This window comes from Pantoea allii, assembly GCF_046529425.1.
In the GTDB taxonomy this organism is placed as follows: Bacteria; Pseudomonadota; Gammaproteobacteria; order Enterobacterales; family Enterobacteriaceae; genus Pantoea; species Pantoea allii.
Genome location: NZ_CP125958.1, coordinates 3140198 through 3166767, shown reverse-complemented (window position 1 = coordinate 3166767; position 26570 = coordinate 3140198). Strand labels below are relative to the sequence as shown.

At 54.1% G+C, this 26570-nt stretch carries 25 protein-coding genes and 1 pseudogene; 12 read left to right on the top strand and 14 right to left on the bottom strand.

What is annotated here, in order from left to right; translation table 11 throughout:
* Positions 1–54: 54 nt before the first annotated feature.
* The 7 genes from QNH99_RS14970 to rlmC all read left to right on the top strand — a co-directional run bounded on the left by QNH99_RS14970 (position 55) and on the right by rlmC (position 6934).
* Positions 55–534: a YbjN domain-containing protein gene (locus QNH99_RS14970; protein ID WP_063878917.1), complete on the top strand. Its 480-nt coding sequence runs from the start codon at positions 55–57 to the stop codon at positions 532–534.
* A gap of 492 nt (positions 535–1026) precedes the next feature.
* Positions 1027–2136, top strand: a complete 1110-nt coding sequence (gene potF, locus QNH99_RS14965) for a spermidine/putrescine ABC transporter substrate-binding protein PotF (protein WP_063878918.1) — start codon at positions 1027–1029, stop codon at positions 2134–2136.
* Positions 2137–2250: 114 nt separating this feature from the next.
* Positions 2251–3384, top strand: a complete 1134-nt coding sequence (potG, locus tag QNH99_RS14960) for a putrescine ABC transporter ATP-binding subunit PotG (protein WP_063878919.1) — start codon at positions 2251–2253, stop codon at positions 3382–3384.
* Between the two features lie 9 nt (positions 3385–3393).
* Positions 3394–4356 carry a putrescine ABC transporter permease PotH gene (potH, locus tag QNH99_RS14955; RefSeq protein WP_063878920.1) on the top strand — a complete coding sequence of 321 codons (963 nt, stop codon included), beginning with the start codon at positions 3394–3396 and terminating at the stop codon, positions 4354–4356.
* On the top strand, positions 4353–5198 hold the full coding sequence (gene potI / locus QNH99_RS14950; RefSeq protein ID WP_096012207.1) for a putrescine ABC transporter permease PotI: 846 nt from the start codon (positions 4353–4355) through the stop codon (positions 5196–5198). Before potH ends, potI begins: the two co-directional genes overlap by 4 nt.
* Before the next feature lie 74 nt (positions 5199–5272).
* The gene (locus QNH99_RS14945; protein ID WP_063878922.1) at positions 5273–5740 is read left to right on the top strand and encodes a YbjO family protein; all 468 of its coding nucleotides are present in this window, start codon (positions 5273–5275) and stop codon (positions 5738–5740) included.
* Positions 5741–5788: 48 nt separating this feature from the next.
* Positions 5789–6934, top strand: a complete 1146-nt coding sequence (gene rlmC / locus QNH99_RS14940; protein WP_410516868.1) for a 23S rRNA (uracil(747)-C(5))-methyltransferase RlmC — start codon at positions 5789–5791, stop codon at positions 6932–6934.
* A gap of 60 nt (positions 6935–6994) precedes the next feature.
* Here the strand turns inward: rlmC and artJ (QNH99_RS14935) are convergent, their stop codons facing one another.
* The 6 genes from artJ (QNH99_RS14935) to QNH99_RS14910 form a co-directional block, all read right to left on the bottom strand.
* A complete protein-coding gene (gene artJ, locus QNH99_RS14935; protein WP_063878924.1) occupies positions 6995–7726 on the bottom strand; it encodes an arginine ABC transporter substrate-binding protein in 732 nt (243 codons plus the stop codon).
* 122 nt (positions 7727–7848) lie between these two features.
* Positions 7849–8517: an arginine ABC transporter permease ArtM gene (gene artM, locus QNH99_RS14930; RefSeq protein WP_063878925.1), complete on the bottom strand. Its 669-nt coding sequence runs from the start codon at positions 8515–8517 to the stop codon at positions 7849–7851.
* Positions 8517–9233, bottom strand: a complete 717-nt coding sequence (gene artQ / locus QNH99_RS14925) for an arginine ABC transporter permease ArtQ (RefSeq protein ID WP_096012211.1) — start codon at positions 9231–9233, stop codon at positions 8517–8519. Before artQ ends, artM begins: the two co-directional genes overlap by 1 nt.
* Positions 9234–9239: 6 nt before the next feature.
* The gene (gene artJ / locus QNH99_RS14920; RefSeq protein WP_063878927.1) at positions 9240–9971 is read right to left on the bottom strand and encodes an arginine ABC transporter substrate-binding protein; all 732 of its coding nucleotides are present in this window, start codon (positions 9969–9971) and stop codon (positions 9240–9242) included.
* A gap of 15 nt (positions 9972–9986) precedes the next feature.
* Positions 9987–10715, bottom strand: a complete 729-nt coding sequence (artP, locus tag QNH99_RS14915; protein WP_096012212.1) for an arginine ABC transporter ATP-binding protein ArtP — start codon at positions 10713–10715, stop codon at positions 9987–9989.
* Between the two features lie 238 nt (positions 10716–10953).
* Entirely contained in the window at positions 10954–11493 is a 540-nt protein-coding gene (locus QNH99_RS14910; protein ID WP_096012213.1) for a lipoprotein, read from the bottom strand.
* Positions 11494–11598: 105 nt separating this feature from the next.
* On the opposite strand from QNH99_RS14910, the gene QNH99_RS14905 reads away from it, so the two are divergent.
* Positions 11599–11919 carry a heavy metal-binding domain-containing protein gene (locus tag QNH99_RS14905; RefSeq protein ID WP_096012214.1) on the top strand — a complete coding sequence of 107 codons (321 nt, stop codon included), beginning with the start codon at positions 11599–11601 and terminating at the stop codon, positions 11917–11919.
* Positions 11916–12740 carry an N-acetylmuramoyl-L-alanine amidase gene (locus QNH99_RS14900; RefSeq protein WP_063881141.1) on the top strand — a complete coding sequence of 275 codons (825 nt, stop codon included), beginning with the start codon at positions 11916–11918 and terminating at the stop codon, positions 12738–12740. Before QNH99_RS14905 ends, QNH99_RS14900 begins: the two co-directional genes overlap by 4 nt.
* 86 nt (positions 12741–12826) lie before the next feature.
* Here the strand turns inward: QNH99_RS14900 and ltaE are convergent.
* The 3 genes and pseudogenes from ltaE to QNH99_RS14885 form a co-directional block, all read right to left on the bottom strand.
* Positions 12827–13825 (bottom strand): annotated as a pseudogene (gene ltaE, locus QNH99_RS14895) (low-specificity L-threonine aldolase); the annotation flags it as partial.
* Between the two features lie 63 nt (positions 13826–13888).
* Positions 13889–15610 (bottom strand): ubiquinone-dependent pyruvate dehydrogenase, encoded by a 1722-nt coding sequence (poxB, locus tag QNH99_RS14890; protein WP_410516867.1) that lies wholly within the window; start codon positions 15608–15610, stop codon positions 13889–13891.
* 122 nt (positions 15611–15732) lie between these two features.
* Positions 15733–16632 carry a lysine exporter LysO family protein gene (locus tag QNH99_RS14885; RefSeq protein ID WP_109717279.1) on the bottom strand — a complete coding sequence of 300 codons (900 nt, stop codon included), beginning with the start codon at positions 16630–16632 and terminating at the stop codon, positions 15733–15735.
* A 136-nt stretch (positions 16633–16768) separates the two neighbouring features.
* Here QNH99_RS14885 and QNH99_RS14880 point away from each other — a divergent pair, with 136 nt between their 5' ends.
* A complete protein-coding gene (locus QNH99_RS14880) occupies positions 16769–18418 on the top strand; it encodes a DUF2813 domain-containing protein (RefSeq protein ID WP_410516866.1) in 1650 nt (549 codons plus the stop codon).
* A gap of 71 nt (positions 18419–18489) precedes the next feature.
* Here the strand turns inward: QNH99_RS14880 and cspD are convergent, their stop codons facing one another.
* Positions 18490–18714, bottom strand: a complete 225-nt coding sequence (gene cspD, locus QNH99_RS14875) for a cold shock-like protein CspD (RefSeq protein ID WP_024470922.1) — start codon at positions 18712–18714, stop codon at positions 18490–18492.
* A gap of 318 nt (positions 18715–19032) precedes the next feature.
* Here cspD and clpS point away from each other — a divergent pair, with 318 nt between their 5' ends.
* On the top strand, positions 19033–19353 hold the full coding sequence (gene clpS, locus QNH99_RS14870; RefSeq protein ID WP_063878933.1) for an ATP-dependent Clp protease adapter ClpS: 321 nt from the start codon (positions 19033–19035) through the stop codon (positions 19351–19353).
* Positions 19354–19406: 53 nt separating this feature from the next.
* Positions 19407–21683: an ATP-dependent Clp protease ATP-binding subunit ClpA gene (gene clpA / locus QNH99_RS14865; protein ID WP_063878934.1), complete on the top strand. Its 2277-nt coding sequence runs from the start codon at positions 19407–19409 to the stop codon at positions 21681–21683.
* 91 nt (positions 21684–21774) lie between these two features.
* On the opposite strand, the gene infA is transcribed toward clpA, so the two are convergent.
* The 4 genes from infA to cydD all read right to left on the bottom strand — a co-directional run bounded on the left by infA (position 21775) and on the right by cydD (position 26562).
* Positions 21775–21993: a translation initiation factor IF-1 gene (infA, locus tag QNH99_RS14860; protein ID WP_002211347.1), complete on the bottom strand. Its 219-nt coding sequence runs from the start codon at positions 21991–21993 to the stop codon at positions 21775–21777.
* Positions 21994–22336: 343 nt separating this feature from the next.
* The gene (gene aat / locus QNH99_RS14855) at positions 22337–23029 is read right to left on the bottom strand and encodes a leucyl/phenylalanyl-tRNA--protein transferase (protein ID WP_218995169.1); all 693 of its coding nucleotides are present in this window, start codon (positions 23027–23029) and stop codon (positions 22337–22339) included.
* A gap of 33 nt (positions 23030–23062) precedes the next feature.
* On the bottom strand, positions 23063–24793 hold the full coding sequence (cydC, locus tag QNH99_RS14850) for a heme ABC transporter ATP-binding protein/permease CydC (RefSeq protein WP_410516865.1): 1731 nt from the start codon (positions 24791–24793) through the stop codon (positions 23063–23065).
* Positions 24793–26562, bottom strand: coding sequence for a heme ABC transporter permease/ATP-binding protein CydD (gene cydD, locus QNH99_RS14845; RefSeq protein WP_410516864.1), 1770 nt, complete (start codon positions 26560–26562; stop codon positions 24793–24795). Before cydD ends, cydC begins: the two co-directional genes overlap by 1 nt.
* Positions 26563–26570: the final 8 nt, after the last annotated feature.

Here is a 26570-nt window from a genome sequence, read left to right as displayed (position 1 = left end):
ACCCGGTTTTTCCGTAAGCTAGGTCGCTTATTTATCACCCCATGGGATTTTACAATGGATTCTCTTGTCGTTCCGGATATCGACCTGCTGCGTCGTTGGCTGGATCAGCAAAATATCACTTGGTTTGAATGTGATGCTTGCCAGGCGCTTCATTTGCCGCATATGCAAAACTTCGACGGGGTGTTTGACGCTAAAATCGACCTGGTCGATAACGTCATTCTGTTTTCAGCACTGGCGGAAGTCAAACCGACCGCATTAATTCCGCTGGTGGGTGACTTATCGCAAATCAACGCCAGTTCGTTGACGGTTAAGGCGTTCATCGATATACAGGATGACAATCTGCCTAAGCTTATTGTTTGCCAGTCAATGATGACCACGGCCGGGTTAACCTTCGGTCAGTTCTCGCATTTTATGAAGCAGAGTGAAGAAGAGATTTCCATGGTCATCATGGAAGCCTTTGCCAATAATTTGCTGATGATAGGTGAAGATGAAGAGCATGTTGCAAGCAGCGCCATGCATTCTGTCCTGCATTAAACATCTGCGTTGATTAAGCCGTCATCATTGACGGCTTTTTTATTTCCGACGCGCCCTTTGTTACCTGCCACGTATTTCCCCTCCTGGCTGACGCCACAACGACGATTTTTGCGGTTCCGCGCCTGTAATTCTTAATGTTATCAATTGTGAACAACACAGGTTAATTTATAACCGTAATGTTTTATTCTGCATTAAGCCCTTAATTGCCAGATTAATGACGTTGTTTATGCCATAAAAGCCGAACCTCATAGCTTAAACATGCATAAAATATTGAGTTCAGGCGTTTTTTACGCTGAGATCTGGTTAACCCTGAATGGGGGGGCTATGCTTGCGGGGCGGCGACAACAGTGACAATGCCGTGCAGGTATAGGTTTTTACTATTAAACGTCCACTGAATAATGATTCATTGTGTAACTGATTTTTAATCACTAAACGCAAAACCGAATCACTGATGTGCAGCGTTGTTATAACCCGCTCAGGAGGATTAAAAGCATGTTCAACCAACGTCAAAAATGGTTGTCAGGTGTGGTGGCTGGGGTGCTGATGGCTGCTTCAGCCAGTACCATGGCGGAAGATAAGACGCTGCACGTTTATAACTGGTCGGATTATATTTCGCCAGATACCGTGCCTAATTTTGAAAAGCAGACCGGTATTAAAGTGGTCTATGACGTGTTTGATTCCAATGAAGTCCTGGAAGGCAAACTGATGGCTGGTAGCACCGGCTATGACATCGTGGTGCCTTCATCGAGTTTCCTGGGACGTCAACTTCAGTCTGGCGTGTTTCAGCCGCTGGATAAAAGCAAACTGCCAAACTATAAAAATCTGGACCCTGCCTTGATGGCGAAAGTCGCCCAGCATGACCCGGATAATAAATATGCCATTCCATATTTGTGGGGCACCACCGGAATTGGTTATAACGTCGAAAAAGTTAAAGCCGCGCTGGGCGCTGATGCGCCGGTAAACAGTTGGGATCTGGTGATGAAACCAGAAAACCTGGAAAAACTGAAAAGCTGTGGCGTTTCTTTCCTGGATGCGCCCGAAGAGATCTTTGCCACCGTACTTAACTACCTGGGCAAAGATCCTAACAGCAGCGATGCGAAAGATTATTCCGGTGCTGCGACAGATCTCTTGCTGAAGCTGCGTCCCAATATTCGTTACTTCCACTCTTCGCAATATATTAACGACCTGGCGAACGGCAATATCTGTGTAGCCATTGGCTGGTCGGGCGATATTCTTCAGGCGAAAAACCGCGCGGAGAAAGCGAAGAATGGCGTCAACATTGGTTACAGCGTACCGAAAGAGGGCGCACTCGCGTTCTTCGATATGATGGCGATTCCTAAAGACGCAAAAGATATTGATGCGGCTTACGCCTGGCTGAACTACATCATGGATCCGAAAGTCATTGCTGACGTGTCCAATAAAATGAATTACGCCAACGGCAATAAAGCCTCACTGCCGTTAATTAATGCCGATATCCGTAACAACCCGGGTATTTACCCCACACCGGATGCGATGGCCAAACTGTTTGTGCTGAAGATTCAGGACCCGAAACTGGATCGTGTACGCACACGTGCATGGACTAAGGTTAAAAGCGGTAAGTAATTCGACAGCATATGTTATGCAACAGCAACAGAGGCGCAGTACAGGCCTCTGTTGTGCCATTTTTAGCGGCACTGTTTGCCGCGTTGTTCCGCCTGGCTCCGGAGAACTACATTCGTGAACGATGCCATCCCTCGCCCGCAAAATAAAACAGCAAAAGCGTTAACGCCGCTGCTGGAAATTCGTAATCTGACCAAATCCTTTGACGGCCAGCATGCCGTGGACGACGTCAGCCTGACCATTTATAAAGGCGAGATTTTTGCCCTGCTCGGCGCGTCCGGCTGTGGCAAATCAACCCTGTTACGCATGTTGGCAGGGTTTGAACAGCCCACCAGCGGCCAGATTGTACTGGATGGTCACGATCTCTCGCATGTCGCGCCCTATCAACGTCCTATTAATATGATGTTCCAGAGCTACGCGCTGTTTCCCCATATGACGGTAGAGCAGAACATTGCTTTTGGCCTGAAGCAGGACAAACTGGCAAAAGGGGAAATCACCCAACGCGTCGAAGAAATGCTGTCGCTGGTACACATGCAGGAATTTGCCAAACGCAAACCGCACCAGCTTTCGGGTGGTCAACGTCAGCGCGTGGCGCTGGCGCGCAGCCTGGCGAAGCGGCCGAAACTGCTGCTGCTGGATGAACCTATGGGGGCGCTGGACAAAAAGCTACGCGACCGCATGCAGCTGGAAGTGGTGGACATTCTGGAGCGCGTTGGGGCGACCTGTGTAATGGTGACGCACGATCAGGAAGAAGCCATGACGATGGCAGGGCGTATTGCCATCATGAACCGCGGCAAATTCGTGCAGATCGGTGAGCCGGAAGAGATTTACGAGCATCCTACCAGCCGCTACAGCGCCGAGTTTATCGGCTCGGTAAACGTGTTTGAAGGCCTGCTGCGCGAACGTCAGGAAGACGGTTTGGTGATTGACAGCCCCGGCCTGAAGCATCCTCTTAAAGTCGATTCAGACGTATCGGTGGTGGATAACGTGCCGGTTCACGTCGCCCTGCGCCCTGAAAAAGTGATGCTGTGTGAAGACGTGCCTGCCGATGGTTGTAACTTTGCTGACGGTGAGGTGGTCCACATTGCCTATCTGGGCGATCTCTCCATTTACCATGTTCGCCTGCACAGTGGCCAGATGCTCAGTGCCCAGCTACAAAATGCACATCGCTACCGCAAAGGGTTACCGACCTGGGGCGATCAAGTGCGCCTGTGTTGGGACAGTGACAGCTGCGTGGTATTGACGGTTTAAGGAGGCGCGATGAACCAGATTTTTCAACGCACGAAAGCCCCGGCTAAGCTGCTCGGTACGCCGTTGCAGCGCTGGGCAACGCGCATAAAGATGCAGCACGGGCGCAAGCTCGTCATTGCATTACCTTACCTGTGGCTGATTCTCTTTTTTCTGCTGCCGTTCCTCATTGTTTTGAAAATCAGCTTCGCGGATATTGCCCGGGCGATTCCGCCTTATACCGAACTGGTCAACTGGGCTGACGATCAACTCAGCCTGGTGCTGAATCTGGGCAACTATGTCACGCTGAGCGACGATCCGCTGTATATCGACGCCTATTTACAGTCGTTAAAAGTGGCGGCTATCTCCACCGTGATCTGCCTGCTGATTGGTTATCCGCTGGCGTGGGCCGTGGCGCACAGCAAGCCTTCGATGCGTTCTGTCCTGCTGTTACTGGTGATCCTGCCGTCGTGGACGTCGTTTCTGGTGCGGGTTTATGCCTGGATGGGACTGCTGAACAACAACGGTATTCTCAACCGTTTTCTGTTGTGGACGGGCGTGATCGACCATCCGTTAGTGATTCTGTATACCAATACGGCGGTCTATATCGGGATTGTCTACTGCTATCTGCCCTTTATGGTGCTGCCTATTTATACCGCGCTGACGCGAATCGATTATTCGCTGGTGGAAGCCTCACTGGATCTGGGCGCGCGCCCGCTGAAAACCTTCTTCAGCGTGATCGTGCCCCTGACAAAGGGCGGTATCATTGCCGGTTCCATGCTGGTGTTTATCCCGGCGGTGGGCGAGTACGTGATCCCCGAACTGCTGGGCGGTCCGGACAGTATTATGATTGGCCGTATTCTTTGGCAGGAGTTCTTTAACAATCGTGACTGGCCTGTGGCCTCTGCGCTGGCGGTGATCATTTTGCTGATTTTGATTCTGCCGATTATTTGGTTCCACAAACATCAAAACCGTGAAATGGGAGAGAAGGGATGAACAATCTGCCAACGATCCGCTCTCCCTGGCGTACGGCGATTTTAGCCTGCTGCTTTTTGTTTCTTTACGCGCCGATGCTGCTGCTGGTGGTTTACTCCTTCAACAGTTCGCAGCTGGTGACGGTCTGGGAAGGGTTTTCATTCAACTGGTATCGGGTGCTGTTTCAGGACAATGCCATGATCGATGCGGTGCTGCTGAGCCTGACCATTGCCGGGCTTTCAGCCTCGATGGCGGTGGTGCTGGGCACGATGGCGGCGGTGATTATCGTGCGGTTTGGGCGCTTCCGTGGTCATAACGGCTTTGCCTTTATGCTGACCGCACCGTTGGTGATGCCTGATGTGATCACCGGGCTGTCGCTGTTACTGCTGTTTGTCGGCTTAGGGAATGCGCTGGGCTGGCCAACGGAACGCGGTACGCTCACCATCTGGCTGGCACACGTGACGTTCTGTACCGCTTATGTGGCGGTGGTGATTAACTCGCGCCTGCGGGAGCTGGACCGATCTATCGAAGAGGCGGCGATGGATCTGGGCGCGACGCCGTTGAAAGTCTTCTTTGTGATTACGGTCCCGATGATTGCGCCAGCGATTGTGACGGGCTGGCTGCTGGCCTTTACGCTGTCACTGGATGACCTGGTGATTGCCAGCTTTGTGACCGGGCCGGGCGCCACCACTTTGCCGATGGCTATTTTCGCCACGGTGCGACGTGGGGTGAATCCGGAGATTAACGCGCTGGCTTCCCTGATCCTGTTCGTCGTGGGCATCGTGGGCTTTATTGCCTGGCGCGTGATGGCGCATGAAGAAAAGCAGCGTATAAGCGATATTCAGAAAGCGAAACGTGGCTAAAACCGCCGACTTTTGCCATTCTGTGACGAGGCTGGTTAATCCAGCCTCTTTATCGTCATGGTGGAGTAAAAGACATGTCGGAAACCCTTAAGCACGGCTCTGTTTTACCCTCAGCCCCGGTGCCCGTCACGGTGGCTGGCGTGGCGATTATTGCCACGCGCTGTCTGAGCGTGTTAATGCTGGCGAATGCGCTGGGTTACGCCGAAATAGCTAACTTTGTGCACCGCAGTGCGCAGTCATGGGATTCCACGCTGATCTTTATCGCCAGTCAGGTCATTTTCTTATTTGAACTGCGTTGTGCTTTTACCCTGATGCGCGGCAGCAACCGGGGACGCTGGGGATTCGTGGTGGCGCAAATCGTGGTGCTGTTTTATATGCTCATGGCTTCCACCGGCTGGATCTATCCGGAAATTTTCAGCATTCAAGGGGATAATAACCTGCAGATTATCCATCGCACGCTGCTGCAAAAACTGCCCGATCTGGTGGTGCTGTTGCTGCTTTTTCTCCCCGCCAGCAGCCGCGCATTTTTCCGTAAGCGGTGATACAATCGCGCTCCGCCAACCCTTCCGACCGTTAACACAGGCTTTACCATGCACTGCGCGCTCTATGACGCTAACCGTTGCCGCTCTTGCCAGTGGCTCGAAAAACCTTATCCCCAGCAGCTTGATGAGAAACAGTCCCAGCTGACCCAGCTGCTGGCCGTGTTTCCGGTTAAACACTGGCTGCCGCCGGTCACGTCGGCCCAGCAAGGATTCCGTAATAAGGCAAAGATGGTGGTGAGCGGCAGCGTTGAGCGCCCGATTTTCGGTATCGTACAGCGTAACGGTGAGGCGACGGATCTTTGCGCCTGTCCGCTCTATCCCGACAGCTTTTCCCCGGTACTGGCGAGCTTAAAACCCTTTATCGCGCGCGCAGGCTTAACCCCTTACAACATCGAACGGCAACGCGGTGAACTGAAGTATTTGCTGCTGACCGAAAGTACCCAGGGCGGGATGATGCTGCGCTTTGTTCTGCGATCGCACACCAAGCTGGAGCAACTGCGAAACGCACTGCCCTGGCTACAGCAGCAGTTGCCGCAGCTGAGAGTGATTTCAGTCAACATCCAGCCGGTGCATATGGCCATTCTGGAAGGGGATGAGGAGATCGCGCTGACGCCAACGCAGTCGCTGGCCGACGTTTTTAACGGTGTTCCGCTATGGATACGGCCCCAAAGTTTTTTCCAGACCAATCCCCTGGTGGCCAGTGCGCTGTACGCGACGGCGCGCGACTGGGTGCGTCAGCTGCCGATTACCAGCATGTGGGATCTGTTTTGCGGCGTGGGAGGATTTGGCCTGCATTGCGCTTCACCAGAGATACAGCTGACCGGGATCGAGATCAGTGCTGAAGCCATTGCCTGCGCACAACGCTCAGCACAAATGCTGGGCCTGGATAACGTCAGTTTTGCCGCACTCGATTCCACCGCCTTTGCCACTGAGCGTGATGCGGTGCCGCAGCTGGTGCTGGTGAATCCGCCGCGCCGGGGGATTGGAAAGGGGCTGTGTGATTATCTCCGCACGATGGCGCCTGACTATGTGCTCTATTCAAGCTGTAATCCGCAGACGATGGCGCAGGATATTGCCCGGCTGAGCGATTACGATGTGACACAGGTACAGCTGTTCGATATGTTCCCGCATACGGCGCATTTTGAAGTACTGACGCTACTGACGCATCAACGGCTGGGTGGGCCAGTCAGGTAATCTGCTGAACTGAGGACAGTGCAGAACCGGTCAGCAGAACACGCCGCTGGCCCATAATACTTATTCAGGGAACCATTTCTGATTAATTTTCTGCCAGCTACCGTTCGCTTTTAACGCCGTCAGAGCCTGATTAAATTTATCGCGCAGTGGGTCATTACCTTTGCGTACTGCAATGCCCAGGCCGGTACCAAAGTAATCGGCATCCGTTACGTGCTCACCGACGCTGGCCAGTTCGCTGTTACTTTTTAACCACTGATTGACGACTGCGCTGTCACCAAATACGCCGTCAAGGCGACCGCTTTTCATATCCAGAATGGCATTCTGATAGCTGTCATACGCCACGACTGTAATTTCTGGGTGCTTGTCCTGCAGATATTTCTGGTGCGTCGTACCATTCTCAACGCCAATTCGTTTACCTTTCAACGCATCGACAGAACTGAACTTCCCTTTCGGCGCAATCACGATGGCGGAGTTCGCGTAATAGGGTTGAGTGAAATCAACCTGCTTGCTGCGTTCGGCAGTGATGTCCATACCCGCAATGACGGCGTCATAGCGGCGGAACTTGAGCGAAGGGATCAGGCTGTCAAACGCCGTATTAGTAAATGAGCATTCCGCTTTCATCTGCGCGCACAGCGCTTTCGCCAGGTCAATGTCGAAACCCACAATCTGGTTGTCGCTGTTCAGCGATTCAAAAGGAGGGTAGGTAGCAGAGGTGGCGAAGCGAATCTTGTCAGCCGCCTGGGCGCTTACCGCCAGGCTTGCCAGTACGGCGGCAATCATCCATTTTTTCATTACAGGCTCCCGTTAGCCATCAATAACACAGCAAGTGAATGCGCCACACGATGCCAGTAAATGAATTTTTATGCAATAAATATGATTATAAAATTAATCAGGCAGGTTGCCCTGCCGAAGGATTAATTCCGCCGTTCAAACGCCAAAGCGCGTTTCTCAATCAGGCGCATCATGAGGGTAAGCAGACCGTTAACACACAGGTAAATCAGCCCCGCAGCCGCGTAAACCGTGACGTCATAGGTTCGGCCATACAGCAGTTGACCATGCCCCATCACCTCCATCAGCGTAATAGTAAACGCCAGGGATGTGCCTTTAAACACCAGCACCACTTCGTTGGAGTAGGAGGACAGCGCGCGCTTAAACGCATAAGGCAGCAGAATACGCAGGGTTTGCCGGGGCGTCATGCCCAGCGCTTCACAGGACTGCCACTGACCCGCAGGAATCGCCCGAACGGCACCGTAAAACAGCTGCGTCGTATAGGCCGCGCTGTTGAGTGACAACGCCAGCATGGCGCACAGCCATGGCTGTGACAGCAGGTGCCATAACCAGGGCACTGTTTGCAGGCTGGGAAACTGCCCCGGCCCGTAATAGATCAGGAAGATCTGCACCAGCAGCGGCGTGCCGGTAAACAGGGTAATAAAGCCTTTTACCAGCGGCGAAAACAGCGGCGTTTTCAAGGCCAGCACGATGGTAAACATCAGCGACAGCAGCAGCGCGGTCACCAGGGAAGCGGCGGTTAAGCTCAGGCTGGTATTCAGCCCTTTCAGCAGTTCGGGTAGATAGTGCAGCATCAGCGGTCCCCCCGCTCAAAACGGGTAGTGCGCAATTCAATTCGACGCAGCACGGCCTGACTGAACAGCGTGATCAGCAGGTAAATGGCCGCCGCCACTAAAAACCAGGTGAAAGGCTCCTGGGTTCGGGTCGCGATACTTTTGGTCTGCAACATAAGGTCGTTAACGCTAATCAGCGACACCAGTGCGGTATCTTTCAGCAACACCAGCCACTGGTTTCCCAGGCCTGGCAACGCATGACGCCACATTTGCGGCATGATCAGGCGGACAAAAATCGCTGACTTTTTCATGCCGAGCGCCTGGCCTGATTCCCACTGCCCAATCGGCACGGCTTTCAGCGCGCCGCGCAGCGTTTGCGACGCATAGGCGGCATAGAGCATCGCCAGCGCAATCACGCCACAGAGAAACGGGCTGACGTCAAAATTTTCAATCTGCATCTGAACCGGCAGCCTGAAAAAGCCGAAGTTCAGGACAACGCCATCAGATAAGGTCAGTAACACCTGTGATGCGCCAAAGTAGATAAACAGCACAACCAGGATTTCCGGCAGGCCGCGTATCAGCGTGACCAGAGCGGTACCGATCCATGCCAGCGGCTTCAGCCGCATCGACTCCCAGCCGGCAAAAATCATCGCCAGCACCAGGCCAGCGATGAGGGCACAAACAGCAAGGCCGACGGTCATGCCGGCGGCGCTTGCAAGCGGGATTATTTCATTCATCAGAAATTACTGCTGGAACCATTTGCTGTAGATGGTTTTGTAGGTGCCATCGGCTTTGATTTTATCAAGCGCGGCATTGAATTTGCTTTGCAGCTCAGTATTTCCCTGACGAACGGCAATGCCCAGACCGGTTCCGAAATAGTCTTTATCGGTCACTTTCTCACCCACCGGGGCCAGGTTTGCGTTCTGCTTAAGCCACTCGTTGACGACCGCGCTGTCGCCAAAAACGGCATCAATGCGGCCATTTTTCAGATCCAGCACCGCATTCTGGTAGCTGTCGTAGGGCACCACGGTAATATCCGAATGCTTATCAGTCAGGTATTTTTGATGGGTCGTCCCGTTCTGTACGCCAACGCGCTTGCCTTTCAGCGCTTCAATGCTGGCGACTTTGCCTTTCTGCGCAACGAAGGTGGCAGAATTGTCATAGTAAGGTTTGCTGAACAGCACCTGCTTTTCACGTTCAGGCGTAATGTCCATGCCGGCCATCACCGCATCAAAACGGCGAAATTTCAGGCTGGGGATCAGGCTGTCGAACGCCTGATTAGTGAACGTACAGGTCGCATCCATCTCTTTACACAGCGCATTAGCCAGATCGACATCAAAGCCCTGAATTTTGTTATTCGCATCAACAAACTCAAAAGGAGGATAGGAAGCCTCGGTAGCAATACGAATGGTTTCGGCAGCGGAAGCGCTCAGGCTTAATCCGGCAAGCAGTGCAGCAAGTACGACTTTTTTCATTGTTAGCATCCTGACTTAGTGCGAAAGATAGTGTGCAAACGCCTCGGTTTGCGGCTGTGTAAAGCGGCTGGCATCGCCCTGTTCCACAATGTGACCGTTTTCCATGTACACCACGCGGCTGGCCGTTTTACGTGCCACTTCCACTTCATGGGTGACGATCACCTGAGTAATCTGGGTCTGCGCCAGTTCGCGAATGATACTGACGATCTGTGCGGTGATCTCGGGATCCAGCGCGGCGGTAGGTTCATCAAATAACAGCACCTGCGGCTCCATCATCAGCGCGCGGGCAATGGCAACGCGCTGCTGCTGTCCACCAGAAAGGTGCAGAGGAAAGCGGTCGCTGTAGCTGGTGAGACGCAGGCGATCGAGCAGTTTGTCGGCTCTGGCCCGGGCATCGGCTTTGCTTAAACCCAGTACACGGCAGGGGGCTTCCATCAGGTTTTGCAGCACGGTCAGGTGCGGCCAGAGATTGTACTGCTGGAAAACCATTCCCACGTTTTGACGCAGTTCACGTATCGCGGCCTCAGAAGGGGTTTTGCTGAAGTCGAAATCATTACCTGCAATGTGCAACTGACCGGAGCGGGGATGCTCAAGCAGATTCAGCACACGCAACAGCGAGCTTTTGCCTGCGCCGCTTGGGCCAAGCAGCACCAGCGTTTCGCCCTGCGGACAGTCCAGGTTGATATCAAACAGCGCCTGATGAGCACCGTAGAAACAATTAATCGCGTTTAGTTGAATACTCATGCGCCAATTTTGAATAGCTATTAGTTTTGCGGATTTTAACGTCACCAAAATAGTTATGCAATTAAGGTGGCTTAAAATTTACGAATAAGCGGTAAACACCCAAAAGATTAGCACAAGATGTTGTGAGGTGACCGGCAGGCGTTTCTGGAAAGCAGACAGGATGCCGTCTGAAAACGCACGGCCTTCAGGCCGGCGCTTTCAGACGTTAAAGTGAATCAGACGTGAGAACGAACAGGGTTTATTTTTTCGCCTTTTCAAGCATCTGGCTCAGCGAACCGCCTTCGGGATGCGATCCCTCTGCGACATAGCGCACATCGTCCACCACCCAGCAACTGCCCTGGTGGATCATCAGCACTTCATCCTGCCACTGCTTATTGTCGCGGCTCATTTTTACCCGTAGCGGAATATTGCGGGCATCCCGGTTCGGGATGGTTGATGCATCGGCAACGTCAGCCTGAGCGGGCCCCTGAGCAAGGCTGGAGAACACATCGCCGTTGCGCCATTTGGCGGCATTTTGGCTTTGACTCGCTTCCTGAAGCGAATGATAAAGCCCTTCGCTCAGGTAGGGACGATAGTTTGCCAGTGTCGTGCTATCAGGCAGACCGGAGGTAGGATGTTCAATCCGCATATCATAGAACTTTTGTGCCACGGTATCCGGGCCGCCTTCAATGCAAGGGGCGGTTCGTGGGCCATTATCCTTGGTTACCGGCTCTACTGTCGTACAGGCACTCAGCAGTAGCGCGGCCGGGAGCAAAAGCGCAAAACCTTTGTTTCTCATCTCGATTTCCTTATTGTTCTCTGGCAAGGTGCCTTTTTAACATAGAGTATAGTTCTGCTTTTAGGTGAAAGAGCCTTTGGTCGGTTTACGCAACGGGAGAACAGGATGAAATTTTCGACGACGCCCACGCTGGAAGGCCACAGTATTACGGATTACTGTGGCGTGGTGACCGGGGAAGCGATTCTCGGTGCTAACATTTTCCGCGATTTTTTCGCCGGTATCCGCGATATCGTTGGCGGCCGCTCGGGCGCTTATGAAAAAGAACTGCGCAAGGCGCGGGAGATCGCATTCAAAGAGCTGGAAGAGCAGGCCAACGCGCTGGGGGCCAATGCGGTGGTCGGCATAGATATCGATTACGAAACCGTGGGTAAAGACAGCAGTATGCTGATGGTGAGCGTGACGGGCACGGCGGTTATTATTCGTTGAAACGGCTGCTGCTGCTGTTGACGGTCTGGCTGCTGGTGGGCTGTCAGTCGGGCATAGAATCGCGACCAGGCTACTGGGTCGATCTGCGTCACCCTGCTCAGGGCGCGCGACCACGGGTTAAAGTGGTGGTGATACATTATACCGCCGAGGATTTTTCCTCTTCTCTGGCGACGCTGACCGATCGTGAGGTCAGCGTCCATTATCTTATTCCCCGCCAGCCGCCGCAGCGTAAGGGCCAGGGCATTATCTGGCAACTGGTACCGGAGACGGATCTGGCCTGGCACGCCGGGCCAAGTTTCTGGCGCGGCGCAACCCGCATCAATGACACATCCGTCGGTATCGAGCTGGTCAATAACGGCTATCGCCGGACGCTCACCGGGCTGACGTGGCAAGCTTTTCCGCCTGGGCAAATCCGCGCCCTCATCGCCCTTATCAACGACATCACCCGGCGTTATGGTATTGCGCCAGAAAATATCGTGGGCCACAGTGATATCGCCCCTCAGCGTAAACAGGACCCAGGCCCGCAGTTTCCGTGGCAGCAGCTGGCTGAACAGGGCATCGGGGCATGGCCCGATCCGCAACGCGTCGCTTTTTACTTAGCCGGGCAAGATCGTGAAGCAGCCGTTCCGGTTCCCCTCCTGCTTGATCGTTTGCAGCGTTACGGCTATCAGGTAACTGAAGGAATGACGGCGCGTGAGCAACAGAACCTGATTGCGGCTTTTCAGATGCATTTCCGTCCTGCTCACTATCAGGGGTTCGCGGATGCTGAAACGCTGGCGATTGCGGAGGCGCTGCTGGAAAAATATGGGGAAGCGCAATAACCGGCGGTTACTGCGCTTCCGATCTAGCGACCCGCGTAAGGGGACGCCGACAGGGTAGATGTGTTGACGGCGGCATCGGGACGATGCTGCGCTAAAAACGCCCGCCAGTAGGCCAGTACCTTTTCCAGCACCGGGCGCTCAGCATCCAGATGGGTGACGATTCGGGTGACGGGACCAACGCTCATCAGGACATCATGGGATTTCATCCACTGGCCCAGCGCGTTAACCTGGTCTGACGGCACGCGCACGAACAGCATATTTGTCTGCTGCTCGGTCACCTCGACGCCGATTTTCTGCAACTCCTGTCCCAGCCAGGCGGCATTCTCGTGATCGGTCTGCAAACGCGCAACGTTGTGTTGCAGCGCATACAGCCCAGCCGCGGCCAGCACGCCAGCCTGGCGCATACCGCCGCCTGTCATCTTGCGCCAGCGGCGCGCACGTTCAATATAATCCGCATCGCCACAGAGCAGCGAACCCACGGGCGCGCCCAGGCCTTTCGACAAGCAGATGGTTAACGTATCGCAATAACGGGCAAGATTTTCAAGGGTAGTTTGTTGCGCCACGACGGCATTAAAAATACGCGCCCCGTCAATGTGCAGCGCCAGCTTATGCTCGCGGGTGAAATGCCACGCCTGCTCCAGATAGGCTGCAGGCAGGGCTTTACCATGATGGGTGTTCTCAAGGCTAAGCAGTCGGGTGGGCGCAAAATGGATATCGTCGGGTTTGATAAATTCGGCCACCACATCCAGCGGCAAGCTGCCATCGGCGGCAGCCAGAATGGGCTGGGGTTGAATGCTTCCCAGCACCGCTGCGCCGCCCGCTTCGTACTTATAGTTATGTGCCTGCTGGCCCACAATGTACTCTTCACCACGCTGGCAGTGGCTCATTAACGCCACCAGGTTGGCCTGCGTACCGGTTGGCAAAAACAGCGCTGCGGCTTTGCCGCTCAGTCGTGCCGCTTCGGCTTCAAGTGCGTTAACGGTGGGATCGTCCCGATAAACGTCATCGCCGGTTTCAGCCGTCATCATCGCCTGTAACATGGCAGCGCTGGGACGGGTTACGGTATCACTGCGTAGATCAATCACATTGTGCTCCTGGGCAGCGGAAAGTCAGGCGGGCGGAGAGCCCGCCTGTAACATCCATCTGTTTTACCGCAGCCAGTTAGTTTTTGCCAGTTCAAGTACTTCGTCACCGCGACCGTTTATGATGGCGCGCAACATGTACAGGCTGAACCCTTTGGCCTGCTCCAGCTTAATCTCTGGCGGCATCGCCAGTTCCTCTTTCGCGGTAATCACATCCACCAGAACCGGGCCATCGTGAGCAAAGGCCTGTTCCAGCGCGCCATTCAGCTCGGAGGCTTTCTCCACCCGAATGCCTTTCACGCCGCAGGCCTGAGCAATGGCGGCAAAATCAGGATTGTGCAGGTCGGTGCCATCGGTGAGGTAACCGCCCGCTTTCATTTCCATGGCGACAAAGCCCAAAGAGCTGTTGTTGAAAATCACCAGTTTTACCGGCAACTTCAACTGGGCAACAGTCAGGAAATCGCCCATCAGCATACTGAATCCGCCGTCGCCGCATAGCGCCACGACCTGGCGGTCACGGTTAAGTGACTGTGCGCCCATCGCCTGTGGCATCGCGTTTGCCATTGAACCGTGGTTAAAGGAACCCAGCAGGCGGCGTTTGCCGTTCATTTTCAAATAGCGTGCTGCCCACACGGTTGGGGTTCCCACATCGCAGGTGAAAATCGCGTCGTCGGCGGCGAGCTCACTGATTTGCTGTGCCACATATTGCGGATGAATCGGCTGGTCATCATTGGCTGTTGCCAGCGAATCCAGATCTTTACGCGCCTCGGCATAATGCTTCAGTGCACTGTCCAGGTGACGCTGCTCGGTTTTGACCTGCAGTTTGGGCAGCAGAGCACGCAGCGTGGTTTTGACATCGCCGATATAGGCCTGATCCACATGGCAGTGCGAGCCCAGGCTGCCGGGGTTAATATCGATTTGAATGATTTTCGCTTTTTCAGGGTAGAAAGCGCGGTAGGGGAACTGGGTGCCAAGCAGCACCAGGGTATCCGCATTCATCATGGCATGAAAGCCCGAGGAGAAACCAATCAGCCCGGTCATGCCGACATCATAGGGATTGTCGTATTCGATGTGCTCTTTACCGCGAAGCGCATGCACAACTGGCGCTTTCAGCATCGCCGCCAACTCGACGACTTCACGATGTGCACCCGCACAACCACTGCCGCACATCAGCGTAATATTGGTCGCGCCGTTCAGGGTTTGCGCCAGGGTAGACAGCTCATCGGCGGACGGTAGCACGACCGGCAACTGCGGCGGATACCAGTCTGCGCGTGCGGATTCCGGTGCTGGCTGCAGCGCCACATCACCGGGCAGCACAATCAAGGATACGCCGCGATTCAGAATGGCTTTCCGCATGGCAATGCCCAGCACCTGTGGCAGTTGCTCGGGATTCGACACCAGTTCGCAGTAGTGGCTACATTCGCGGAACAGCTCCTGAGGATGGGTTTCCTGAAAGTAACCACTGCCGATTTCGCTGGAGGGAATATGCGCGGCAATCGCCAGTACGGGCACCCGGTTGCGGTGGCAGTCAAAAAGCCCGTTAATTAAATGCAGGTTACCGGGACCACAGGAGCCGGCGCACACCGCCAGTTCGCCACTGGCGTGCGCTTCTGCGCCTGCCGAGAAGGCAGCCACTTCTTCATGTCGGGTTGGCATCCACTCAATGGTGCCCATTCGGTTCAGACTGTCACTCAGGCCGTTTAGTGAGTCACCTGTGACGCCCCAAATACGTTTTACGCCGGCGTTTTCCAGGGTTTTGGCCACCAGCGCCGCTACGGTTTGTTTCATCTTCTTCTCCTTGGTAATCCGTCGCCATCCAGGGGATAGCAGAATCAAACAACTCAAAGAAGCGTAGACGACGCTGATTCAACTCAACCGTAAAAAATTGCATCAAAAGTTGAATTGGGCGGTCAGGCGGAGAACAGGGCGATGAGTACCGGTGCCAGCAGGCTCATGACAAAGCCGTGCACAATCGCGGCTGGGACGATTTCTGTACCGCCTGCCCGTTGCAAAACCGGTAAGGTAAAATCCATAGAGGTTGCGCCGCATAACCCCAGTGCAGTGCTGCGGTGACGGGCGATCAGCACAGGGATCAACATAATCGCGATAAGCTCTCGCAGCAGATCGTTGAAGAAGGCGGCGCTGCCAATTACCGGGCCGAAGGCTTCCGTCATCAGAATCCCCGATAAAGAGTACCAGCCGAAGCCGCTGGCCAGGGCCAGCCCGGTTTTCAGCGGCAGTCCCAGTACCAGAGCCGCGATCATTCCCCCCAGCAGCGCACTGATCAGCACCGCGAGCGCGACCATCATGCCACGACGGTTTAAGACCATCTGGCGCAACGTCATCCCACTACCGCGCAGTTGAATGCCCACCAGCAGGAGCAGAAAGATTAATGCATATTCACTGGCGGCGGCGGCATGATGCAGCCAGGGCCATTGGGTCAGGCCCAACGCAAAACCTACGACAACCACACCACATAACGTGAGTGATTCCAGCGCCATATGCAGACGTGAAGGAAGCTTTTGCTGTTTGTGACTGTGCTGCCAGGGCAGCCGTTGCTCCAGCCAATGCAACGCCAGCAGGTTACATAGCAGAATGCATGTCGCTGTTACGGCCGCGGTATAAAACACCGTAAGCAGATTGCTGCTGAGATTATCGAGAAAGGCCAGGCTGATGCCCATAAAAAACAGAATGACGTAGACCATCCAGCCTAACAGTCGGTTGACGGCCTTGAGAAACGTCATGTGTCGAAGCGGTAACAGCCAGCCTGCCAGCAGGGGCAACAGGATAATTAAGAGTCCGGAATACATATTGATCGGTTCGTCCATGTCGAAAGTCTCGACACGCTAGCGAAAAAGCCCAGGTGAGTAAACCCTTGCAACAAAGTGACTTGACCGCCTGATGAAGCCGCTTCATTCTGCGGACAACAAAGAGGATAAAAACGCTATGATTCTGGAACATATCGATATCCGGGGATTTCGCGGCATTAATCAGCTCTCTTTACCCCTGACGCGTATAAACCTGCTGATTGGCGAAAACGCCTGGGGTAAATCCAGTTTGCTGGACGCGCTCAGCCTGCTGCTGTCGCCCCACTCGCGTGAGTATGTGTTTTCTCCTGACGATTTTCACTTTACGCCGGGCGAGGTCGACGATCGGGTTCATCGCCTGTCGGTCGTTTTCCACTTCAGGGATGACGACGCGGAAAACAGCGACCTGCTACAGCCGTTCTGGCAACCCGCCGAACAGGGACAACGCCGACTGAGTTACAGCGTGCACGCCCGGCGACGTGACGGCCAGATCACCTCAACACGGCGCTTTATCGATAGCCATGGTCATGTGCTAGCGGAAGAGGGAAGTGCGGCGGCGATAAGTTATCTGCTGCGCATGAATCCAGTATTACGGCTGCGCGATGCACGTTTTAGCCGACGTGTTCGCCCGGTCGAAAGCGGTATTGATGCTCGTCTGTCCACCCTGAATCAACTGGCGAAAGAGCTGGATAAACTGACTCGGGATCTGGAACAGCATCCACAGCAATTGAGTAATGACATGCTGCGTCAGGGATTACAGACCATGCAGCAGTTGATGGAACACTACTTTCTGGTCCAGCATCCTGAGAATGGCGGACAGATGCACCGCGTCGATCCACAATCACGTGACGGTATTCAGGGCTGGCGTTCACTGGACCAACTGAATCATCTGATTGCCGCCACGGACGTCCGCAGCCGCCAACTTATTTTATTGCGCATGTTTAGCTTGCTGGTCCAGGCGCGAGGAAGCGAACCTTTGGCACCGGGCGCCCGGCCGTTGTTGCTGATTGAAGATCCGGAAACCCGGCTGCATCCCATCATGTTATCCGTAGCATGGAACCTTCTCACGTTGCTCCCGTTACAGAAGATTGCGACGACCAATTCTGGAGAGCTGCTTTCTCAGGTCGCGGTGGAGAACGTTTGCCGATTGGTGCGTGAGCCAACGCGCGTGGCCGCATGGCGCATTGGTCCCGAAGGGCTGAGTGCGGAAGAGAGCCGCCGCATCGGCTTCCATATCAAAGTCAACCGGCCTTCAGCCCTGTTTGCCCGCTGCTGGCTTCTGGTTGAAGGTGAAACCGAAGTCTGGATCATCAACGAAATGGCGCGACAATGCGGTTTTCACTTCGCCGCTGAAGGAATTAAAGTCATTGAGTTTGCACAGTCCGGGCTAAAACCGTTGTTAAAATTTGCCCGACGTATGGGCATTGCCTGGCATGTGCTGACTGACGGGGATATGGCAGGGAAAAAATATGCAGCCACGGCGCGCAGCCAGCTCCAGCCTCATGATGTCGAGAAGCATCACCTGACGCAGCTCCCGGCGGCGGATATGGAGCAGTTCCTTTATCAACATGGCTTTAGTGATGTGTATCATGAGGCAGCGCACCTGCCGTTAAACGTACCTGTTAATCCCAGGCGTATTATTACCAAAGCTATTCATCGTACATCAAAACCTGAACTGGCTATCACGGTCGCTATGGCAGCAGCCGAACGCGGCAGCGAGGCAATCCCGGAACGCCTGCGGGAGATGTTTTCCCAGGTGATTACCCTGGCGCAGGGCAAAGCGGGATAGGGGTTACAGCGTAAAAATGCCAGCGCGGCAGGCTGGCATTGTTGACGGAGCGGTCCAACGTTGGGGGGATCTCAGGCTACGGCCTGTTGCACTTCAACAGGTACAATCAGACTGGCATGGTTGCCTTTAGGGCCTTGATGAACGTCAAAATGAACCTGCTGGCCCGCTTTTAGCGTTCTGTAACCATCCATCTGTATCGTTGAGTAGTGTGCGAAGATATCTTCTCCGCCCCCGATTGGACAGATAAAGCCGAAACCTTTGGCGTTATTGAACCATTTAACGGTACCTGTCTCCATGCTTTTACTTCCCTCGCAAGACATTTTATAAGTAGGTGAGGTCACTGAAGCCGTGAGTCGGGTTTGATTAAAACTCAATCAGCTTATGAAGGTAGAATGTAGAGAAACTGCCACGGTCGTCAAGCAAAGCACCGGGCAACGTGGGGAAAAAATCATCAAAATTTGAGGTAGTTAACGCTATTTGAAATTTTGTGATACAGGTCGCGTGCAGGGTTTTTTGCCTGAGAATGCATTAGCGACAGTGCACTTGACACACGTGTTAAACTCTACAGATGACCCTGGATTTGATGACGATGTACAGAATCACAACGGAACACTATGGCAAACACAAATGACTGGCTAAATTTTGAACACTTAGCCGACGAAAAAGTACGCGAAGGGTTAAAACCGCCTTCCATGTATAAAGTCATTCTGAATAATGACGATTATACACCTATGGAATTTGTTATTGACGTTCTGCAAAAGTTCTTTTCTTATGATATTGAACGTGCAACGCAACTGATGCTGAAAGTTCACTACCACGGTAAAGCAATCTGTGGTGTATTTACCGCAGAGGTCGCTGAGACCAAAGCGGCGCAGGTGAATAATTACGCGCGGGACAATCATCATCCGTTGCTGTGTACGCTTGAAAAAGCCTGAGCCTCTCTCCATACAGGAAGCAGGTCAGAGCGATTAACTGGAGGAGGTGCCTAATGCTCAATCAAGAACTGGAACTCAGTTTAAACATGGCTTTCGCCAGAGCGCGTGAGCACCGTCATGAGTTTATGACCGTCGAGCATCTGTTACTGGCGTTGCTCAGTAACCCGTCGGCCAGAGAGGCACTGGAAGCCTGTACGGTGGACATTGTGGCTCTACGGCAGGAACTCGAAGCCTTCATTGAACAGACCACGCCTGTGCTGCCTGCCAGCGAAGAAGAGCGTGATACGCAACCGACGCTCAGCTTCCAACGTGTACTACAGCGTGCGGTTTTCCATGTTCAGTCATCCGGACGCAGTGAAGTTACCGGTGCGAACGTACTGGTTGCCATTTTCAGCGAGCAAGAGTCGCAAGCGGCTTACCTGCTGCGCAAACACGAAGTCAGCCGCCTTGATGTGGTGAATTTCATCTCTCACGGCACGCGTAAAGACGAACCTGGCCAGGCACCTGGTGCTGAAAACCCGGTTAACGAAGAGCAAGCAGGCGGGGAGGAACGTATGGAAAACTTCACCACCAATCTTAATCAGCTTGCTCGCGTTGGCGGAATTGACCCGCTGATCGGTCGCGACAAAGAGCTGGAACGCACTATTCAGGTTCTGTGCCGTCGCCGTAAAAATAACCCGCTGCTGGTGGGGGAATCCGGTGTCGGTAAAACGGCCATTGCGGAAGGTTTAGCCTGGCGCATTGTGCAGGGTGACGTGCCTGAGGTGATGAAGGACTGCACTATCTACTCTCTGGATATCGGCTCTCTGCTGGCGGGTACCAAGTACCGTGGCGACTTTGAGAAACGTTTCAAAGCCCTGTTAAAACAGCTGGAGCAGGATAACAGCAGCATCCTGTTTATTGATGAGATTCACACCATTATCGGTGCGGGTGCCGCATCGGGTGGGCAGGTCGATGCCGCCAACCTGATTAAACCACTGCTCTCTAGCGGTAAAATCCGCGTGATGGGTTCCACGACCTATCAGGAATTCAGCAACATCTTTGAAAAAGATCGCGCCCTGGCGCGCCGTTTCCAGAAAATCGACATTACCGAGCCGTCGGTAGAAGAAACGGTACAGATTCTTAACGGCCTGAAAACCAAATATGAAGCGCACCATGACGTTCGTTACACCGCGAAAGCCGTGCGTGCGGCAGTCGAACTGGCGGTGAAATATATCAACGATCGCCATCTGCCGGATAAAGCCATTGACGTTATCGATGAAGCGGGTGCCCGTGCACGCCTGATGCCAGCCAGCAAACGCAAGAAAACCGTAAATGTGGCTGATATTGAAACCGTGGTCGCGCGTATCGCGCGTATTCCGGAGCAGAGCGTGTCCGCCACCGATCGCGATACGCTGAAAAACCTGGGCGACCGCCTGAAAATGCTGGTGTTTGGTCAGGATAATGCCATTGAAGCCTTGACCGAAGCGATCAAGATGAGCCGTGCGGGTCTGGGACAGGATCGCAAACCGGTGGGTTCATTCCTGTTTGCTGGTCCAACGGGCGTCGGTAAAACCGAAGTTACCGTTCAGCTGGCGAAAGCGCTGGGGATTGAACTGCTGCGTTTTGACATGTCCGAGTACATGGAGCGTCACACCGTCAGCCGCCTGATTGGTGCGCCTCCGGGCTATGTTGGCTTTGATCAGGGTGGTCTGCTGACTGATGCGGTGATCAAACATCCTCATGCTGTCGTACTGCTGGATGAGATTGAGAAAGCGCATCCGGATGTGTTTAACCTGTTGCTGCAGGTAATGGATAACGGCATGTTGACCGACAACAACGGTCGCAAGGCGGATTTCCGCAACGTGGTACTGGTGATGACAACCAATGCTGGCGTGCGCGAAACCGAGCGTAAATCTATTGGCCTGATTCATCAGGACAACAGCACTGACGCAATGGAAGAGATTAAAAAAATCTTTACGCCTGAATTCCGTAACCGTCTGGACAACATTATCTGGTTCAGCCACTTGTCGGCCGAAGTCATTCATCAGGTGGTGGACAAGTTTATCGTTGAACTGCAGGCCCAACTGGATGCTAAAGGCGTTTCACTTGAGGTCAGTGATGAAGCGCGTGACTGGCTGGCAGAGAAAGGCTACGACAAAGCGATGGGTGCACGTCCAATGGCGCGTACCGTTCAGGAAAGCCTGAAGAAACCGTTGGCCAATGAACTGCTGTTTGGTTCGCTGGTGGAAGGGGGTTCAGTATCGGTTGCACTGGATAAAGAGAAAGGCCAGTTAACCTATCACTTCCTGAGTGCGCAAAAACGTAAAGCGGAAGGCACTGTGCACTAAGCACTGTGTGACGGAAAGAGAAAAGGCCGGATAATATAATATCCGGCCTTTTTTTTATTGCCTCGGCTGGAGGCAATAGCATCAACGCAACTCAGCGACTACGGAAGACAATGCGGCCTTTGCTCAGGTCGTACGGGGTCAGCTCGACAGTCACTTTGTCGCCCGTCAGGATGCGGATGTAGTTTTTACGCATTTTACCGGAGATATGAGCGGTAACCACGTGTCCGTTCTCAAGTTCTACGCGGAACATGGTGTTAGGTAACGTATCCAGTACGGTACCTTGCATTTCAATATTGTCTTCTTTGGCCATCGAATCCTCTGGGTGTACTACCTTTCAGTTGAACCGGCAAGATAATGCCCAATTCAACGAGTTATGTAAAGAACCGTCGGCAATAAAGCCAACGCATCGCCGTGCTTCGCTTATAACGCGAGCATGTCGGTTAAATTAGGTTGTTTATGTGACGTCTGCGGGGGATTAGCGGGCTAAGAATCTGAATCAACCGGTAACACGCGCACGATTGAAACAGTCCCGAGAGTGCGATGAGATTCCCAGCCTGGCAATTCCGGCTTGAAATTCAAGCGCGGACGACATACCAAACGCCGCTATTATAGCACTTAACCGACTTTGTGTGTGCAAAACATCTGCGCGAGCTTTAAAAAAGGGTCTGGTTGAGCCAGCAGCCGCTGTCAACGGGTTGAGATGACAGGTTTTTTACCGATTCCAGGTAAGCCTCACGCGGGATTTCGACCGCGCCCAACGATGCCGTATGGGGATTAAGTATCTGACAATCCACCAGGCGTCCTTTGTGCTTAATGAAATGCTGACAAAAAACCCATAGTGCGGTTTTTGAAGCATTGGTTTGCAGGCTGAACATGGATTCACCACAAAATATCTGGCCCAGTGCCAGCCCGTACATGCCGCCTGCCAGCTGTTGCCCGCGCCAGACTTCAATGGAGTGAGCATGGCCCAGCTCATAGAGTTTCAGCCATGCGCGTTTCACTTCAAAGGTGATCCAGGTTCCTTCTTCGCGGCCCACGGCACAGCCCTCAACGACATCAGCAAAGGCTTCGTTCATGGTGACGCGATAAGGCGATTGCTGATGAAAGCGTTTCATACTGCGGCTAAGATGAAAATGTTCAGGGATCAACACCGCACGGGGATCGGGTGACCACCACAGAATTGGATCGCCCGGCGAAAACCAGGGGAAAATACCTTGCTGATAGGCGCTGAGCAGACGGGCAGGCGAAAGATCGCCGCCCATGGCCAGCAGACCATTGGGCTCGCGCAGGGCCATTTCCGGGGGAGGAAAGAGCAACGATTCCCGTGACAGTTGAACCAGTCTCATCGCGTTACGTTATCCATCAGCTTTTGCACGAAACTATAACGCAAAGCGTTGCTGGAAACGCCAGTAACGTCCACCTTTTGCGACTAATTCGGAATGATTTCCCTGCTCAATGATTCGGCCGCTGTCCATAAGGCAAATTCTGTCCATCTGCGCCAGGCCTGTCAGACGGTGAGTGACCATAATGACGGTTTTGCCTGCCGTAAGCTGCTGCAGCAAGGCGAGAATATGCTGCTCGGTCGCCGCATCAAGGCCTTCCGTTGGCTCATCCAATAGCCACAGGTCGCCGTTATGCAGCAGGGCACGGGCAAGCGCCAGACGTCGCAGTTCGCCCCCAGACAGCGGACGACCGCCTTCGCCCAGCCAGGCATTTAATCCTTCCTCGTTATCCAGCAGGGTCTGCAGACCAGTCTGCATTAATGCCGCAGTCAGGGTTTCGTCGCTGGCGTTGGGGCAGGCCAGCAATAAATTGTCACGCAGGGTCTGGCTGAACAGATGAACACGCTGGGTGACAACGCTGATGCGTTGCCGGAGTTGCGCCTCATCCCACTCAGTAAGGGGAACTGCGTTTAACCTAATCTCACCTTGCTGACTATCCCAGGCGCGCGTAAGCAGCCCAAGCAATGTCGATTTTCCACAGCCGGTCGGTCCGAGCAGCGCAACGTGTTCTCCCGCCTCAATGCTTAATGAAAACTGATTCAACACTTTTTCAGGGCGTCCCGGATAGCAAAAATCAAGCGCCTGTAGGCTTACGTGTAATGCACCAGAAGGGATAACGGTTTTAGAGGGAAAAACAATCGCCGGTGTTTGTTCGATAATTTCATTGACGCGTTGGGCCGCCGTTATCACCTGAGACAGTGGCAAAAATGCGCCCGCGACCGGGGCCAGGGCTTCAAAAGCGGCCAGAGCACAAAATACCACCAGCGCAATGAATGGCCCGGGAAGTTGCTGCTGCGCAATGCTCTCTGCGCTGAGCCAGAGCAGCGCAGTAACCGTCATGCCGCTGCATATCAGTAACAGACTTTGCGCCAGCGCCTGTAAACGTTCTTGTTGACGCTGTGCTTCCTGCCACTGTTGTTCACTGCTGTCGAGTCTGGTGCGCCAGACTGCAGCATTACCATATAACGTCAGTTCAGCCTGACCTGCCAGCCAGTGCATTAACTGCACGCGCCAGTGCGAACGCTGACGGGTAATCGCAACGCCCGCCGGTGCGCCCAGGCGGTAAAAGAGCGGTGGCAAGATGCAGAGCAGGGCGAGCAGGGCACCGCCCAGGGTGAGAGCCAGCTGCAGGTCAATCAGACTTAAACCGACCGTCACCACCACAATGACGATAAACGCACCCAGCAGCGGTGAGATTACCCGCAGATAGAGATGATCCAGCGTGTCGACATCACCGACAAAGCGGTTGAGCAGATCCGCTTGACGAAAGGCTGCAAGCTGAGCGGGGGCCAGCGAAATCAAACGGCTGAAGGTGAAAATGCGTAAATGTTCTAACACCCGAAACGTCGCGTCGTGAGTGACCAGCCGTTCAAAGTAACGGGCCGCCGTGCGGATAATTGCCGCGCCGCGCACACCTGCGGCGGGAAGCATATAGTTAAAACTGTACAGTCCCGCAACGCCAGCGACAGACGAGGCCGCCAGAAACCACCCGGATAAGGTCAGCAAGCCAATGCTGGCTAACAGCGTGACGATGGCCAGAATCATTCCCAGCGTCAGCCGGAAGGGATGACGCAGCCACAATCGTATAAAAGGACGCAGAGCAGACATCAGATGCACTCCTGTTGACGATGTCGCAGCAATTCACGGAACGGCCCAGGCTGTGAGGTAAGTTGCTGCCAGTGGCCCTGCTGCACCAGTTTTCCTTCCTCCATGAGCCAGATTTCATCCCAGTCTTGCAGCGAATCAATCTGATGCGTAATCATCAGGGTGGTTTGCTGCGTCGCGGCCTGATTTAACGCCAGCATAACGTGATGTTCACTGAGTGCATCCAGGCTGGCGGCAGGCTCATCCAGTAGCAATAGCTGAGCCGGTTTGTACAGCGCTCGCGCTACCGCAATACGCTGTGCTTGTCCGACGGACAACGCGTTACTCGCATCGCCAGGCGCGGTATCCAGCCCTTCAGGCATCCGGGGGAGGAATTCGTTGATGCCACAGGCGGCGGTTAACCTGTCCAGTCTTTCCATATCCAGGGGCGCGTCCATGACGATATTTTCACGCAACGTTGCGGCCGGTAACTGTGGGTTTTGTCCCACCCAGGCAAGATGCCGATGCCAGTCGCGTCGTGCTATGTCGCGAAGCTCAATGCCATTGGCTTTGAGCGACCCTTCATAGGGTAAAAACCCCAGCAGGGCATTTAACAGCGCGGTTTTGCCTGCACCGCTTTTGCCGACCAGCGCCACGCGCCCGCTTGCCCGTAGGGTGAAATGTAGAGGGCCGCACAGAACCTTGCCGCCGGGGGCGCAGACCACAAGATTGTCAGCAACCAGCTCCAGCGGCGAAGTGGCGCTAAACGCGACATTACCTGAGGCCCTGTCTGACGACGGAGTGTCCTGCATAAACCGCTCAAGGGCATCGGCCCCGCCGATTGCCTGTGCCTTAGCGTGATAGAAGGTGCCAAGATCGCGCAGAGGTTGAAAGAATTCGGGGGCCAGAATCAACACCAGGAAACCGGCAAACAGCGTGACGCCTTTACCATAATCGCCAAAATGCAGCTCGCCCAGATACGAGAAACCAAAATAAACCGCCACTACGGCGATGGCTAATGAGGCAAAAAACTCCAGCACTGAGGAGGAGAGAAAGGCCAGGCGTAAAACCTCCATCGTCCGTTGACGAAAATCTGTCGTCGTGGCGGCAATTGCCTGCTTCTCTGCATCAGCCCGGTGAAACAGCCGCAGCGTTTCCCGCCCGCGTAAGCGATCAAGGAAGTCACCGCTCAGGCGTGCCAGGGCCAGGAAGTTGCGGCGATTAGCATCGGCCGCGCCCATGCCCACCATCGCCATAAAGAGCGGAATCAGCGGTGCCGTAGCCAGCAGAATCAATCCGGCGGCCCAGTTCAGGGGGAACAGGGTAATCAGAATGCAGCAAGGGATTACCGCTGCCAGCGTCATCTGCGGCAGATAGCGCGCATAGTACGCCTGCATATCTTCGGTTTGTTCCAGAAGCAGTGTTGCCCAACTGCCTGCGGGTTTGCCCTGTATCCAGGCGGGCCCCAGATCGGATAAACGATCCAACACCTGTTTACGCAGTGCCTGGCGGATGGCCTGACCGGCCCGAAAGCCTGCCTGCTCGCGGGCATAGTTCAGCACCGCGCGCAGCACAAAGCACAACAGCAGTAACATAAAGCGGGGCAGGAGGGATTGCGGCGCTTGCTGCTCGACAATAAGTGCCTGCAGTAACGAAGCCAGCAGCCAGGCCTGCATGATAATCAGTAGTGCGCCTGCTGAACCTAAGAGTGAGGCAAGTCGTAGCCAGGGACCGGCATGATGGCGCTGTTGACGAAGCCAACGGGTAAGGTGCTGCTGCCGCGATTTGTTCATGCGAAACC